The following is a 13,796-nucleotide window of genomic DNA, read 5'->3' as shown; positions in this document are numbered from 1 at the left end:
GTGCGTTCGGCGACTCCGCAGCGGAATTTTGCACGACGTTTTTCAGTTTCGCCGTTTAATGTGGTGCTAGGCGATCCAGCGTGCTCTGTACAACTTCAGGTTCAAACGCGCCGCGTTCTCCGATCAGAACGAGGGCGCTGCCCGTGTCTGTGTGTTCCGGTGCGCGGGACAGGGCGACACGGTTTCCCGCCAGCTGGAACAGGGTGGCTTCCGATTGGCCTTTGAACTGCACGAACCCTTTGGCGCGTAGCAGCATCGGAGCAAGGGTGGTTATCGCAGTCTGAAACTGTTGCAGATCCATCGGCGCATTGCAGCGCCACTCCAGATGGCAGAAGCGGTTTTCGGGGTGTACAGGTACGGTTGGATGATTGCGTGACGGAGCATCGCCAATAAACAGCGCCTCCAGCGGGATAGGCTCTTCCATATCGAGCATCAGTTTGTTGCCGCGAACCGACACAGCCAGCCGGAGCCTGTCTATGTCCGCCCCGTCCGCAATCGCGGTTTTTGACAGGCACAACACATCAGACCCGCGCAGTTGTGCCAGCCACAAAGGATCATTCTGCCGCGCAGAATCGGTAGCATCTATAATGCCGATGACGGTTTCCAGCCGCGCCTGTGTCCAGATCACCGGGTCCATCAGCGATTGCGTTATGCCCGCAGGATCAGCCACGCCGCTGGCTTCTATCACAATCAGATCAGGGACAGGATCGCGTGAAAGAACCTGTCTGAGCGTGCGCATCAGATCGCCTTGCAAGGAACAACAGATGCACCCGTTTTTCAGCCCGATCACCCCGTCCGCAGAACTGTCCAACAGGGCGGCGTCGATGTTGATCGAACCAAAGTCATTCACAATCGCAGCAATCCGGCGCCCGTGGTCCTGTTGCAAAAGGCGATTGATGAAGGTGGTCTTTCCCGCGCCAAGAAACCCTGTGACAAGTAGAACAGGGACGCTCACGCCGCGCCGCGTTTGATCGGCTGGCCGGGTGCTGCCGCGGTGTCCAATTTCCCGTCACGGATCACGAAGGTACCGTTCACCAGCAAGTGTTTTACCCCTTCCGACGGGCGGTTCATCGCGGTGAAATCTGCTTTGTCGATCAACGTTTCCATGTCAAATACAACGATGTCCGCATCGCAGCCTTCCTGCAAACGCACCTTTTTGCGGATCGCAGGGGCGCAGGTTTCGATAACCTTGGCCGGAAGCGTGGTGCATTTGGCCAGAGCCTCCATCAGGGGCATGGTTTCGCGTTCACGCACATGTTCGCGCAGAAAACGGGTGAACGTGCCGGAAGATCGCGGATGGGCCGACACGTTTTCAGGAAGCGGCCAGTCCAGTCCTTCATAGATGCTGCCGTCCTCGTTTATCCATGGCATGGCATCGGATGCGATAGACCCGCCCGGGTAGGTTACGGAAAGGTCCAGCAGGCGGCGGTGTTCATCGTTGGCTTCCACGTCAAGGAAGTGCCACATCACCAGATCGGTGGGATCTTCTTCCCGCGCGGTTCGCATATCTTCGCGCCCTGTAAAGCGGTGGTGGTTGCGGATCAATTCGATGTTTGAATAATCGCTACCGGTGCGGTTCTTAAAATCGGGGTCCATGAAAAAACCGGCGCTGACAACTGTTGCGCCGGTCCCGTAGGGATAGGCCTCGGTTGTGACAGGCAGGCCCTGAGCTTGGGCCTTTTTCACCAGTTCAACCACCCGTTCAATATCCATCAGCGAAGTAGAGTTCAGATGACATATGTGCATATGCGCGCCCGTGGCCCCCGCCAGCCCGATCAAGCGGACATAGCTGTCAACGGAGCTTTGCGGATCAATATTGCTGAGATAGGCGATATGGGTGAACGTGGGGGAGCTGTATTCATAGGCCAGATCGCAGATGTCGGCCATTTCCTTCACACCCGCACCGGGGGCATAGCCATTGGGCAAGCCGATCCCGATGGCACCGTCCTCCAGACCTTGGCGCACATGGGCGACGATCTCGGCGGTTCTTTCGGGGGAGGCTGCTTCGGTGGACCAGCCCATATCGTCCGATCCTGCGCCCATCTGGTCAATCGGATGGACCGAGGCGTCCAGTTCGATCGCGCCAAAGGCGGCCTTGCGCCCGAAAATCCACGCCGCTGCTGTGCCGTAGTTCAAGGCACGCGGCTTTTCTGCCTGCTGTGCGTACCAGTCCGCCACGGGCAATGCGCCCACTTCCAGTTCCAGCGTGGTTGTCACACCGTCAAAGGCCTGCATCCGGTCCGCAGCAACAGACTGGCCATGGGCGTGCAGGTCCAGAAAACCGGGGGCGACGATCAATCCGCTCGCATCAATGTCTTGCGGAGCGGTGCCGTAAAAACTGCCAATCGCCGCGATGGTCCCGCCGCTTATCGCAAGATCGCAAACCTGATCAAAGCCGGTCTCCGGATCCATAACGCGTCCGTTGCGCAGGATAATGTCAAAGCTGTGCGCCATGGGGGTCTCTTTCTAGGTGAAGGGGTTTTCCACTTTGGGCCAGTAGTTTCCGTCCCGTTTGGTAAAAGGTACGATGGTGAAATCAGGTGTTATCGCGCCCGGTGTGCCTAGGTGGATAACTTCGGCTGCAATCGGTGCGAACCCGTCATAAAAATGCTGCGAGGATTTGACCACGATGTATTTCATCGCGCTCAGGTCCATGCCAAGATTGGTGAAGGCTTCAGGATGAAACGTCTGAGTGCGCCGTGTGTTCACCACAATATGGATGCCATCGGATTCCAGCCAGACGCAATCGCCCATGTTCATCTCGGCCTTGCCAAGATGCTGGACAGAGTCCCGCTGTATCCCGCGCACCACCACGTTCAAATCGACCGGATCGCCGGACATCGGACCGATCTTGCCGCCGATCCGCACTGCCATTTCCGCGCCCTCGCCGGCATCTATACACATGCCCACAAGAACCGGATCCCAAAAGGTGGCGAAGGCAATATCTTTCAGGCCGCGCTTGATTGCCTCAACCAGTACAAAGGTGGAATCCGAAGGTGCGCCGCCTCCTGCGTTATCGGCAAAATCCGCCAGCACAATAGGGGCTGCGTTAAGGGCCACCGCCTTATCCAATCCGTCTGACATTGTGGGAAACTGGCGCAGTTGATCGCGCATTTCCCACAGCTCCTTCCCGAGCGCTTTGGCCCGTTGGTCTGCCAGTTCCGCATCGCCATCCGTAATTACCAGCGTGCGCGCGCCGCACCGCGGATTGTCACCCCAAGGGAACCCATGCACCAGAGACACCGACAGGATGCCGCCCGCCCCTTCCATTGCGGACATGCGATCCACGTAGCTGCGCACCGGTTCAAACGGGGTGTGATACATGGCCATCATCCGGCAGTCATAATCCCGCATCACGGGCTGCGTCTTGCCGGTTGCTGCATCGGCGCAAAGGGTGAACAGTTCCTCCGCCCGTTCCACCACGTCAACGTGGGGATATTCCTTGTAACAAATGATCGCCGTCGCATGTTCCAGCATCAGTTCCGTCAGATGGCAGTGGGGGTCAAGCTCCAGCCCGATCACCGCATCCGGCCCTACGATATCGCGCACCGCCAGCATCATATCGCCTTCGCAATCGTCATAGCCTTGGGCAATCATCGCGCCGTGCATCGACATCAGAACCACATCCACCGGCATGGCGGCCCGCAGATCATCCAGAATATCGTCGCGCATGGTTTCATAAACAGACCGCACGGTTGGACCGGCAGGTTGGGCGTAGGTGGACAGTCCTTCCGCCACGTCCCATCCCAAAGCCTCGGCCCGTTTGCGCCACAACGTTGCGGCTGCCGCGTAAAGACCCGCATCCCCACGTGAAGCTTCTTTGGTGTAAAGGTGCTCCTTAAAGCCGCTCCACCCTGTCGGGATCGGGGAAAAAGAGTTCGTCTCGGTTGCCAGAGAGGCCATAAACAGTTTCATTTCGCAGTCCTCAAGTCGGCGATAGCGTTGACCAGATCGGCCAGCACATGAATTAGGATTATCGTGAAGGCAATCGGGATGGCGATGCCAAAGACCACCATCGGCAGATCCATCGTTTCGGTTTGCCGCCCTGCCAGCCGCGCGATATAGCCCCGCGCGGGGTTGGTGTTCGGCCCAAAGAAGCTGAACCACAGGATGGGCAGAATGAAGCACATCACCCCGAAGGTCCGCGCAAGTGTAAAGGCCAGACCCTTGGCCCCGTGTGCCTTTAGCGCGTTCGGAAATAGGGTCGGGTCCAGCCGGTAACGATAGGCGCAGGACGCGCCAAGCAACCCGCCCCAGACCATAGAGAACCGCGCCAGCTCTTCGGTCCAGACGGGCGGTTGATGCAGAAGGTAACGGGCGATCACCTGCCAACCGGCAGCGGCCAGCATCACAGCCACAGCCAGCGCGGCGCCGATCACCGCCACGCGGTTCAACCCCCACGACAGCCGGTTGAGTGTATTGGAAATCGCCCGCATCTTTTAGCGCCCGACCGCTGTGTTCCAGGCTTCCAAGCCGCCTTCGGGCATTTTGGTCGACTCGTACAGCGGCTGGCTTGCCGCGCGGAATTTGCCACGCTCTTCAGAGGTCAGCTCAATCACTTCGATGCCCGCTTCTTCCAGTTGCTTCAGCACTTCGGCATCGTCGGACACCAGTTCGCGGTTGGCTTTATGGGCCGCATCTACGGCGTCTTGTACCGTTGCGCGTTCTTCATCCGTAAGGGATTGATACCAGTCTTCGGACGCAATGGCGACGCGGACAGAAGGGCTCATCTCTGCGTTGGTGAAATACTTTATGAAAGCCGTGTGTCCGTAGGTCAGCGGTACAAAGGCAGGGTTGACGTAACCACCCGCAACGCCGGTTTGCAGCGCATTTGGCACCTCGGACCATGAAACGATCGTGCCTTTGGATCCCCATTGTTCAAACGTGTTGATCTGCACCTCGTCGAGTGCGCGCATCCGCACGCCTTGCATGTCTTCAAACTTGCGGATTGGAACTTCGGTGGTAAAAATGCCGGTGGGTGTGCCGGTCATCACCAGATCAAGCACCCGCACGCCCTTTGGCGTTGTGCCTTCGTTGATCTTGGCCAGCATACCGCCTTCATCAAGGGCAGTGTCCAGTTGGTCCATATCGTCAAAGAAATAGGGCATCATCGAACCAAAAATGGTGGAATCAAGCGTGCCGGCGGATTTGGCGTCCGACATGGACACTTCGAGCAGCCCCTGACTGACCTGATCCAGCCGCTCTGCTTCTTCACCCAAAGAGTTGCGCTCGTATTCTGCGGCTTCTATGCCGTTGGCGTTCAGGTGTTTGCCAAAGGTGTGGGCCCAGACATATGTGCCGGATTTTTCCAAATCAGGCGGGCTGTCCAGCGCGATTTTGACTTCTGCCGTAGCGGGCATCGCAAAGCTTAGTGCAACGGCAGAGGCCGTCAGGATCTTTGTCAGTTTCATTGTATTTTCCTTCCCTGTTAAGTTGATTGATTTTATTTCCACAAGCCCAGCGTCCGGGGCAGCCAGAGGCTGATTTCCGGCGTAAAGACCAGTATTCCAAGTGCAATTACTTCGGCGACAATAAAGGGGATAACCGCGCGGGCGAGCTTCCAGTAGTCCACACCGGTGACGGTGGACACGATCAGCAGACATCCCCCCAAAGGCGGTGACACCAGCCCGATGCAAAGGTTAAAGCAGATCACAATCCCCAGATGCACAGGGTCCGCCCCGTTGGCGAGCGCAACAGGTGCTAGCAGCGGCACCAGCAAAGCCAGTGCTACGGGAACATCCATGATCATTCCGGCAATGATGAAGATCAGGTTCATCACCAGCAGAAACCCGACCGGCCCCAGTCCCATCTGTTCCACCAGACCTGCGATGGCTTGGGGGATGCGCTCCAGCGCGGCCAGATGACCGAAAGCCGCAACAGCGCAGAGGATCATAAAGATTGACCCTGTCAGAATGGCGGTGCGGGTAAAGCTCTCCCACAGATCGGTCAGGGACAGCGGCGTATAGAAGAAAGCGGCGATGACGGCTGCAAACACGGCCACGGCAGCGGCTTCTGTTGGTGTCATCCAGCCTAGCACGATGCCACCCACGATGATGATGGGCAGGCACAGGGCAGGCAGGGCTTTGAAGATAGCAGGCAGCAGGGCAGGGGCATCGCCTTTTTCGACGCGGGGGTGATCCTCGCGCCATGCAAACCATGCGTTCACCGCAAACAGAACAGCAGCCAGCAGCAGTCCGGGCAGGATACCGGCCACGAACAGCGCGGCAACGGATGTCTGCATCAAGGCGCCATAGAAAATGAGGATAATTGAAGGGGGTACAATCGGGCCGATAATCGACGAAGCTGCCGTGATCGCCCCCGCATATTCCGCGCTGTAGCCCCGTTCCCGCATGGCAGGCACCAGCGTGTTGGACAGCGCTGCCGCGTCCGCCACGGCTGAACCGGAGATGCCGGCGAAAAACACGGATGTCATGATGTTCACATGCCCAAGCCCGCCGCGCAGCCGCCCGATCAATGCCATAGACAGGTCGATCAGGGATTTGGTAACGCCCCCACGGTTCATCAGCTCTCCGGCGAGGATGAACAGCGGCATGGCAAGCAAGGAGAAAATGCTGATCTGGGAGAAAACCTTCTGGGGCAGAACCGCCAGATAGCGAGAGTTATCTGACAGAATAAACGTCAGCGCAGCGGCCCCCCCGATCACATAAGCCAGCGCCAGACCAGAGGCCAGCAAGGCGGCGGCGATAAGGGGGACGATCCAGATCATGCGACCAACCCTTTGCGTTCGGGGGACACGCGCGCTTGATCAAATCCGTGATCTATCAGATCGCTTGGCACCGGCTTTCCTTGGACAAGCGCGCTTGCCAGACGACCGGCGGCGGGGGCGGTCTGAATACCATATCCACCTTGCCCCGCCATCCAAAAGAAACCCTGCGCCGTGGTGGAAAACCCGATGACGGGTTCCTTGTCCGCCACAAAGCTGCGCAATCCGGCCCATTTGGTTTCAATCCGGCGGATGTCCAGATCAAAGGCTTTCATGATCCGGTCTGCACAGATCGCCACGTCCATTTCGTCCGGCTGCGCATCACAAGGATCGCTTGGCGTTTCATCCGCGGGGGATAACAGCAGCCGTCCGGCATCGGGTTTCAGGTAAAACTGTTCTTCGATATCGATGGTGATGGGCGCATCGCGACGGGTGAAGCCGGCAGGCTCTTGCACCATCATCGCAGTGCGGCGTTTCGGCTTTAGCCCGATGGCCTCGGCTTCGGCCAGCGCGCCGATCTGGTCCGCCCATGCTCCGGCCGCATTCACCACCACTGGCGCCTTCAATGTGCCCGCTTTCGTGTCGACCGACCAGCCGGTGGCGTCATGCTGAAGGGAAATAACCTCGGCATCCCGCAACAAGGTGCCGCCACGGGATTTGAACTGGCGCAGATACCCTTGGTGCAGCGCGGCCACGTCAATGTCCTGCCCGCCCCGATCAAGCATCCCTGCATTTGCATAGCCAGCGCGCAGCAGCGGTTGATGGTCCTGCAAGCCTGCCGCATCAAGCCGTTCAACGGCAGTGTCACGGGACGCGGTTTCGATTAGCGCGTCAAGGGCCGCAGCTTGATCTTCCCGCGCAATCATCAGGATTTCACGCGGCGTCAGCAGCGGCGCATCACAGAACCCTTCTGGCGGTGCATCGTAAAACCCGCGGGACGCCCGTGTCAGCGCACGCACCCCTTCCGGTCCGTAACTTGGCGCGAACACCGCAGCAGAGCGGCCCGTGGTGTGATAGCCCGGTTGGGATTCCATTTCAGCCAGCAAAACGGTGCAGCTTTCGGACAGATTGGCCGCGACCGAGGCTCCGGCGATACCGGCGCCAATGACGATCACATCGGCTGTCATGGTAGTTTGTGACATAAACACTTGCCCTTTCGTGGCGATTCCCACGGATCTCAGGCTATCCGCAGATTTTCAAAAAGCAACTAAAAATTATCGTATACGAAAACTACTTCCCTTTTCCGGAAATCTCGTTATAGTTTTATGACCATCCACTCCGCCCGATCAGAGGGATTATCTCCATGGCTGCACCAGATGATTTGGGATCACGGCTCAGACACTTGCGCAAAGCCCGGCAGTTGACGCTGAATGGTCTTGCAAAGCTCTCTGGCGTTTCGGTTTCGACCATTTCAAAGATTGAAAACGGGGCGCTGTCTCCAACGCTCGACAAACTGTTGCGCCTTGCCGACGGGTTGGAGCTGACTGTCGGGCAGCTGATCGGAGAGGACGACAGCGCCGGTGCGATACAAGTGCCGAACAGCCGGTTTTCTCCGTCCCGCGTGGGCGACGGGGTGGTAATTGATACGCCGAACTATGAATACCGCTACCTGTGTTCGGACCTTACGAACAAGCGGATGATGCCGATTCACGCGACGATCAAGGCTTCTTCTCTGGCGGATTTTGGTCCTTTGGAGCAGCATGGCGGCGAAGAATTCCTTGTGGTGATTGCAGGCGAAATAGAGGTCCATTCAGAGTTCTATGCGCCCGTCACACTGAAAGCCGGCGAAAGCATCTATCTCGATAGCACCATGGGACACGCCTATCTGAACACCGGTGGGCAGGACGCCGAGGTTTTCTGCATTTGCACAGAACCCCAACGCCTACAGGTCGGTGACGAACAGGTTTCTGATCAGTCCGGTTGATGGGCGATGAATTCAATCTCTACCACGGCGCCGGGAACCATCAGCCCTGAACAGACGGCAGATCGGGCAGGGGGATGGGACGGGAAGTATTCACCGTAGGCGCGGTTGAACGCGGCAAAATCCGCTGTGTCAGTTAACCAGATCGACGCTTTCACCACTTGCGACAAATCCGACCCGGCCTCCGCCAGAACCGCCTTGGCGTTCTCGATACATTGTTTGGTCTGGGCCTCGATCCCGCCTTCCACAATGCGTCCGTCTGCGCCAAAGCCAAGCTGGCCTGACAGCATCAACAGGTCGCCGACCTTGACGGCTTTGGACAAAGGAACCGGTGTTCCGTCCGGCAGTTTCACAGCGCCGCCGATAGTTTCGATTGGCATGGTAGTCTCCTCTTTGGTGTTGATTGAAGGTTTAAGTGGTGCGTCCCTTGCCGTCATTCAGCCGTGGCAGGAACCACGTTGCCAGTCCGGCAAGGGGCAGGAAGGAACAGAACAAATAGACCGAATCCACCCCGTAACTGTCCGCCAGCCCCCCAAGCATAGCTGCCGCGATGCCCCCCAATCCAAAGTTCAGCCCGTAAAACAAACCGCCGATCATTCCGATCCGGTTGGGCAACAGGTCTATCGCGTAGATCAAAATTGAGGCAAAGGCGCTGGCCATGATCAGGTTGATGACGACCGTTAGAACGCCGGTCCAAAACAGGTCTGCATAGGGCAGGATCAAGGTGAACGGCAGCGGACCAAGGACGGAAATCCAGATGATCCGGTACCGCCCGATCCTGTCACCGACAATTCCACCAATCAGCACGCCAAAGGCAGCAGCCAGCAGAAAAATGAACAGCATGATCTGGGCGGATGGAATGGACAGGCCGAATTCCTCAATCAGGTAGAACGTATAATAGGAGCGGAAACTCTCGTTATAGGTGTTCTTGGTAAACATAAGAAAGGTCAGTACAAACAGACCGATTCCGATCGTTAATGGGGCGTGGCGTGGTGCATCTGTGGCATCGCCGCCGCCATTAACCGCTGCGCGCAGGCGGAAGAACTCTGCGCTGATGCTGCGTTGTTTGCTGCCGATCCATGTCAGCAACATCATCGCCATCAGCGCGAGCACGGCAAACCCCGCAAGGCTCGGCTGACCCCAAGGCACGATGATCAAAGCGGCGAGCACGGGGCCAAGCGCACCACCCGCCTGACCGCCCACCTGAAAGATACCCTGTGCAAATCCGTGCCGCCCGCCAGATGCGTAGCGCGCCATGCGCGTGGCTTCGGGGTGAAAGATAGACGATCCGATCCCGATCAGCGCCACTGATACCAGTATCGTGCCATAGCTTGGCGCATAGGCAAGACACACCAGCCCCGACAGCGTGAACATCATCCCCACGACCGGTGAATAAGGCGCGGGGTGTTTGTCCGTGATCATCCCGATCACTGGCTGCAGCATCGCGCCCGCCACCTGAAACGTCAGAGTGATCATGCCGATTTGGGTGAAATCCAGCCCATAGGCGGCTTTCAGGATCGGATAGGACGCCGGAATAAGCGACTGCATCAGATCATTCAACAGATGGGTGATCCCCAAAATAATCAGAACGGCGAGATGCGTTTTCGGACGGGTTATAGCTGTCATGGGGCGCCACCTTACTTTGCTGGGCTCGGGCCCGCGTAACGAACCACAAGCCCCCGCCTTTCACAAGGGTCCGGCAGGGGCAGTGTTTAACGGGTGTTACGGCGCGAGGGTTTTCCAGTCAGACGCAGCTTCCATCTGCGCGGCGAGTTGCAACAACTTGCCGTCTTGCCCGAACGCGCTGACCAGTTGGACACCGATGGGCATACCCTCCGCACTCTGGTGGACCGGCAGCGTGATCGCAGGTTGGCCGGAGGCATTAAACGGCACCGAAAACGGGCTTTTGTCCAGAACCAGATCAACAAAAGCATCAAATTCGATGTCCTGATCCAGATGTGCCACGCCTAGCGGAAGTGCTGCGCCGTTGGTGGAGGCCGTCATCAGAATGTCGTATCTTTCGAAAAACGCGGACATCTTGCGCACTTCGGCGTTAACAACTGCGGCCCGTTGCAGGTATTCGTGCAGTCCGACATTTGCTGCATATCGCATGGACTTGCGGGTCATAGGTTCAAACCCTTCCATCGGACCTTCGCAAAACTCCGGCGGGAAAAATCCGGCGAGCGAACTGACAAGGAGGCGGAAGGCATTGGCGGTCAAGGTCTCAAAGTCGAAGTCCGGTCTGGCTTCTTCGACTGTATGTCCAAGATCGGCCAGCAGTTTTGCGGTATTCGCAACCGCTGCTGCGCTGTCGGGATCAATGGCTTTTCCATCAAACCGGTCTGTCAGAAAACCAATTCGCAACGGCGGAGGGGCTGTCTTGCACAGGGCTTCAAATCCGCCTTCGGGGGCAGGCGTAAAGTAGGGGCAACCGGCATCCGGTCCGGCTGTAATGTCCAGCAACACAGCCGTGTCGCGCACAGTCCGGCTGACGGCGTGTTCGTGGCTCATGCCGAAATTGGGATCACCGCGATGGGGGCCGATGGCATTGACGCCCCGTGTGGGTTTCAGCCCGACCAGACCGTTAAAGGCTGCGGGGATGCGAATTGATCCGGCGCTGTCTGTGGCGTGGGCCGCGGGCACCATGCCGCTGGCCACGGCTGCCCCCGCGCCGCCCGATGATCCACCTGCGCTGCGTTCAAGGTTCCACGGATTTCGCGTCGCCCCCCAAGCGCGGCTTTCTGTGGTGATCGTCAAGCCAAACTCGGGCGAGGCCGTGCGCCCCAACAGTGCGATACCGGCCTTGCGCAGCCTTGAAACAGTGGTGGAGTCAAACCCCATCTCGGTGCCCACAAATTTCTCGCTGCCATTAGACAGTGGCATCCCCTTAACCGGCGCGTGCAAATCCTTGATCAGATACGGCATCCCCGTAAAGCGGTCCGCCTGTTCGGTCCTATCCAGTTGGTCAAGCGCCTCTTCAAACCGTGTCAGCACCACCGCGTTCACCGCTTGGTTTTGCGATTCAATCTCGCGGATTGCAGTTTGCAGGATTTCACGACGGGACACATCGCCCTTTGCGGCAAGCGCACTTAGCCCGACCAGATCCTGTGCGACCCACTCTTCACGATTTAGCATTTAGAAATTCCTTATCCATTGAAGCACCTGAAACAATATTGAGGATCACCGCGTCGTCTTTGCTGACTGAAACATAGCAATGGGCCATGACCGCATCATAATAGACGCTGTCCCCTGTGTTCAGACGGATCGGTTCGTAAAGGTCGGTGTAAAGATCGACGGCCCCGCTTAGAACGACAACCAGTTCTTCACCGGCATGGCTGATCGGTGCCTTGAATTCCGAAAACTCCCGCGCGCGCACCGTGGCATAGGTCGCGTCAATCAGGCGGTTTTTGAGCTGGGTGGCAATCGGGTTGAACATGTAATGCCCAGCGTCAAGATCGGGCAGTTCGTTCTTGCGACAAACCGCCAACCGCCCCAACGGCGAGGGTTTCGGTTCAAGCGCCGATGCTCCGTCCAGAATAGAGACAATATCCGTTCCAAGCCCCTGTGCCAGCTTCAGCATCACGTCGTAGGTGGGCGAGAGGTGCGAGTTTTCGATTTTGGAAATCGTAGAAACCGCCAGCCCACTTGCGTCTGATACCTGCTGAAGCGTCAGGTTCTGACTGCGGCGCAGATTTTGGACCATCGCACCAAAAGCAGCGCGCTTGTTTTCTAAGGGGATGTCAGGTTTGCCAGTTGCCATGATTTTTTCCGATAAGAAAATTCCTTGACATTTTTCCTATCGTAAAACCATTCTGGGATCAAGGAGTTGATATGGGTTGGATAATTTTACTGTTGTTTGCGCTCGCCGCAGTGTTTTCGGGCGTCGCTATCAGCTACATCGCAGGTGCTGCTGCTGTGCTGGCCTTTGTGCTGACAGATCATAGCGCATATCTCGGGATTCTTCCTCAGAGAATTTTCAGCCAGATCGACGTTTTTACCTTTCTGGCGATGCCCTTATTTATTCTCGCGGGCGAGGCGATGACCAAAGGCGGCGTGACGCGGGTGCTGATTGATCTGGCGATGCTGGGGGTCGGGCGTCTGAAGGGCGGGCTTGGCTATGTGAACATCGCATCCAGTGTTTTCCTTGCGGGGATTTCCGGTTCGGCAGTTGCGGATGCGGCGGCGACCACCAACACGCTGGTGCCTGCAATGGTCGAAAAGGGTTACAAGGCAGATTTCGCAGCGGCCCTGACAGCGGCGAGTTGCGTGATTGGGCCGATTATCCCGCCAAGTATCGTGTTTATCTTTTACGGGGCGCTGATGAATGTTTCGGTAGCGGCCCTGTTTGCGGGTGGCATTGTGCCCGGCCTGCTGATGGCGGTGTTTCTGTTTGCCTATAACTTTTGGGTGGCACGACGCGAAAACCACCCCGGTGGTACGGGTGAGGCCTTGCCACCCGTCTTCCCCACATTGTTGCGGGCTTTGCCGGCGCTGCTCATTCCTGTGACGATCGTGGCGGGTATCGTGTTCGGCGTTGTCACCCCGACAGAGGCCGCAGCAATCGCTGTCGCAATCACCTTAGTTCTGGTGTTTTTCTATTCGTTGCTGAACCGGAACGGCCCGCGCCGTGCTTTGGTGGAAACGGCACGTCTGACATCGCAGTCGGTAGAGCGCACAGCGATGCTGACCGGTTCCATCTTTATGATCCTATTTGCCGCCGCCGTGTTTGGTTATCTGATGGGCATCCTGCGGGTGCCGGATCAAATTGCCTCTCTGGTGCAAAGCGCGGGGCTGACGAGCACATCTTATTTTCTGCTCGCCAGTGGCATTATGTTCGCGGCCGGAATGGTGATGGATGTTTCGATGGCGCTGGTGCTTTTGGTGCCGGTTTTAATCCCCGCAGCAATCGCTGGCGGGGCCGATCCGGTCCATGTGGGGGTGGTGAGTTGTCTGAACCTGACACTTGGCCTGATCTCTCCGCCGTTCGGGGGGTGCCTGATGGTAATTTCCTCGGCCAGCGGGGTGAATTATCTTCGGCTCAGTCTTGCGATTTTGCCGTTCCTGCTGGTGCAAATCGCACTGCTGGTTCTGCTTATTCTGATGCCCGACCTGACGCTTGCTCTGCCCCGCGCGTTGGGGCTCATCCGCTGA

13 protein-coding genes are annotated in these 13,796 nt (G+C 57.7%); 2 read left to right on the top strand and 11 right to left on the bottom strand.

Annotated features, from left to right (window positions below; genetic code table 11):
• Positions 1-55 precede the first annotated feature (55 nt).
• Genes IEX10_RS14675 through IEX10_RS14645 form a run of 7 tightly spaced genes read right to left on the bottom strand, consistent with a single transcriptional unit; the run spans position 56 to position 7,866 of the window.
• Positions 56-955 (bottom strand): CobW family GTP-binding protein, encoded by a 900-nt coding sequence (locus tag IEX10_RS14675; RefSeq protein ID WP_188676883.1) that lies wholly within the window; start codon positions 953-955, stop codon positions 56-58.
• Positions 952-2,454 (bottom strand): amidohydrolase family protein, encoded by a 1,503-nt coding sequence (locus tag IEX10_RS14670; protein WP_188676881.1) that lies wholly within the window; start codon positions 2,452-2,454, stop codon positions 952-954. The genes IEX10_RS14675 and IEX10_RS14670 overlap by 4 nt, the downstream gene beginning before the upstream one ends.
• Before the next feature lie 12 nt (positions 2,455-2,466).
• Positions 2,467-3,915 (bottom strand): M81 family metallopeptidase, encoded by a 1,449-nt coding sequence (locus tag IEX10_RS14665; protein WP_188676879.1) that lies wholly within the window; start codon positions 3,913-3,915, stop codon positions 2,467-2,469.
• Positions 3,912-4,436 (bottom strand): TRAP transporter small permease, encoded by a 525-nt coding sequence (locus IEX10_RS14660; protein ID WP_188676876.1) that lies wholly within the window; start codon positions 4,434-4,436, stop codon positions 3,912-3,914. Before IEX10_RS14660 ends, IEX10_RS14665 begins: the two co-directional genes overlap by 4 nt.
• A 3-nt stretch (positions 4,437-4,439) precedes the next feature.
• Complete coding sequence (locus tag IEX10_RS14655; protein ID WP_188676873.1) at positions 4,440-5,411, bottom strand: TRAP transporter substrate-binding protein; 972 nt, start codon at positions 5,409-5,411, stop codon at positions 4,440-4,442.
• A gap of 32 nt (positions 5,412-5,443) precedes the next feature.
• Entirely contained in the window at positions 5,444-6,727 is a 1,284-nt protein-coding gene (locus IEX10_RS14650) for a TRAP transporter large permease (RefSeq protein WP_188676870.1), read from the bottom strand.
• Positions 6,724-7,866, bottom strand: a complete 1,143-nt coding sequence (locus IEX10_RS14645) for an NAD(P)/FAD-dependent oxidoreductase (protein WP_188676867.1) — start codon at positions 7,864-7,866, stop codon at positions 6,724-6,726. The genes IEX10_RS14650 and IEX10_RS14645 overlap by 4 nt, the downstream gene beginning before the upstream one ends.
• Positions 7,867-8,027: 161 nt before the next feature.
• Here IEX10_RS14645 and IEX10_RS14640 point away from each other — a divergent pair, with 161 nt between their 5' ends.
• A complete protein-coding gene (locus tag IEX10_RS14640; RefSeq protein ID WP_188676864.1) occupies positions 8,028-8,648 on the top strand; it encodes a helix-turn-helix domain-containing protein in 621 nt (206 codons plus the stop codon).
• Here the strand turns inward: IEX10_RS14640 and IEX10_RS14635 are convergent.
• The 4 genes from IEX10_RS14635 to IEX10_RS14620 all read right to left on the bottom strand — a co-directional run bounded on the left by IEX10_RS14635 (position 8,636) and on the right by IEX10_RS14620 (position 12,405).
• The gene (locus tag IEX10_RS14635; protein WP_188676861.1) at positions 8,636-9,025 is read right to left on the bottom strand and encodes a RidA family protein; all 390 of its coding nucleotides are present in this window, start codon (positions 9,023-9,025) and stop codon (positions 8,636-8,638) included. The genes IEX10_RS14640 and IEX10_RS14635 overlap by 13 nt on opposite strands.
• A 31-nt stretch (positions 9,026-9,056) precedes the next feature.
• Positions 9,057-10,271, bottom strand: a complete 1,215-nt coding sequence (locus IEX10_RS14630) for an MFS transporter (RefSeq protein WP_188676859.1) — start codon at positions 10,269-10,271, stop codon at positions 9,057-9,059.
• Positions 10,272-10,367: 96 nt separating this feature from the next.
• A complete protein-coding gene (locus tag IEX10_RS14625) occupies positions 10,368-11,780 on the bottom strand; it encodes an amidase (protein ID WP_188676855.1) in 1,413 nt (470 codons plus the stop codon).
• Complete coding sequence (locus IEX10_RS14620; RefSeq protein ID WP_188676852.1) at positions 11,767-12,405, bottom strand: helix-turn-helix domain-containing protein; 639 nt, start codon at positions 12,403-12,405, stop codon at positions 11,767-11,769. Before IEX10_RS14620 ends, IEX10_RS14625 begins: the two co-directional genes overlap by 14 nt.
• 71 nt (positions 12,406-12,476) lie before the next feature.
• On the opposite strand from IEX10_RS14620, the gene IEX10_RS14615 reads away from it, so the two are divergent.
• A complete protein-coding gene (locus tag IEX10_RS14615) occupies positions 12,477-13,796 on the top strand; it encodes a TRAP transporter large permease (protein ID WP_188676849.1) in 1,320 nt (439 codons plus the stop codon).

Source organism: Neptunicoccus cionae (assembly GCF_014643735.1).
In the GTDB taxonomy this organism is placed as follows: Bacteria; Pseudomonadota; Alphaproteobacteria; order Rhodobacterales; family Rhodobacteraceae; genus Amylibacter; species Amylibacter cionae.
The sequence above is the reverse complement of the archived record's forward strand: the minus strand, read 5'-3'. Positions and strand labels throughout refer to the sequence as shown.

Coding starts and splice junctions, on each gene's coding strand:
- IEX10_RS14670 (WP_188676881.1), bottom strand. CDS start 2,454: ATGGCGCACAGCTTTGACATTATCCTGCGCAACGGACGCGTTATGGAT.
- IEX10_RS14665 (WP_188676879.1), bottom strand. CDS start 3,915: ATGAAACTGTTTATGGCCTCTCTGGCAACCGAGACGAACTCTTTTTCC.
- IEX10_RS14660 (WP_188676876.1), bottom strand. CDS start 4,436: ATGCGGGCGATTTCCAATACACTCAACCGGCTGTCGTGGGGGTTGAAC.
- IEX10_RS14655 (WP_188676873.1), bottom strand. CDS start 5,411: ATGAAACTGACAAAGATCCTGACGGCCTCTGCCGTTGCACTAAGCTTT.
- IEX10_RS14650 (WP_188676870.1), bottom strand. CDS start 6,727: ATGATCTGGATCGTCCCCCTTATCGCCGCCGCCTTGCTGGCCTCTGGT.
- IEX10_RS14645 (WP_188676867.1), bottom strand. CDS start 7,866: ATGTCACAAACTACCATGACAGCCGATGTGATCGTCATTGGCGCCGGT.
- IEX10_RS14640 (WP_188676864.1), top strand. CDS start 8,028: ATGGCTGCACCAGATGATTTGGGATCACGGCTCAGACACTTGCGCAAA.
- IEX10_RS14635 (WP_188676861.1), bottom strand. CDS start 9,025: ATGCCAATCGAAACTATCGGCGGCGCTGTGAAACTGCCGGACGGAACA.
- IEX10_RS14630 (WP_188676859.1), bottom strand. CDS start 10,271: ATGACAGCTATAACCCGTCCGAAAACGCATCTCGCCGTTCTGATTATT.
- IEX10_RS14625 (WP_188676855.1), bottom strand. CDS start 11,780: ATGCTAAATCGTGAAGAGTGGGTCGCACAGGATCTGGTCGGGCTAAGT.
- IEX10_RS14620 (WP_188676852.1), bottom strand. CDS start 12,405: ATGGCAACTGGCAAACCTGACATCCCCTTAGAAAACAAGCGCGCTGCT.
- IEX10_RS14615 (WP_188676849.1), top strand. CDS start 12,477: ATGGGTTGGATAATTTTACTGTTGTTTGCGCTCGCCGCAGTGTTTTCG.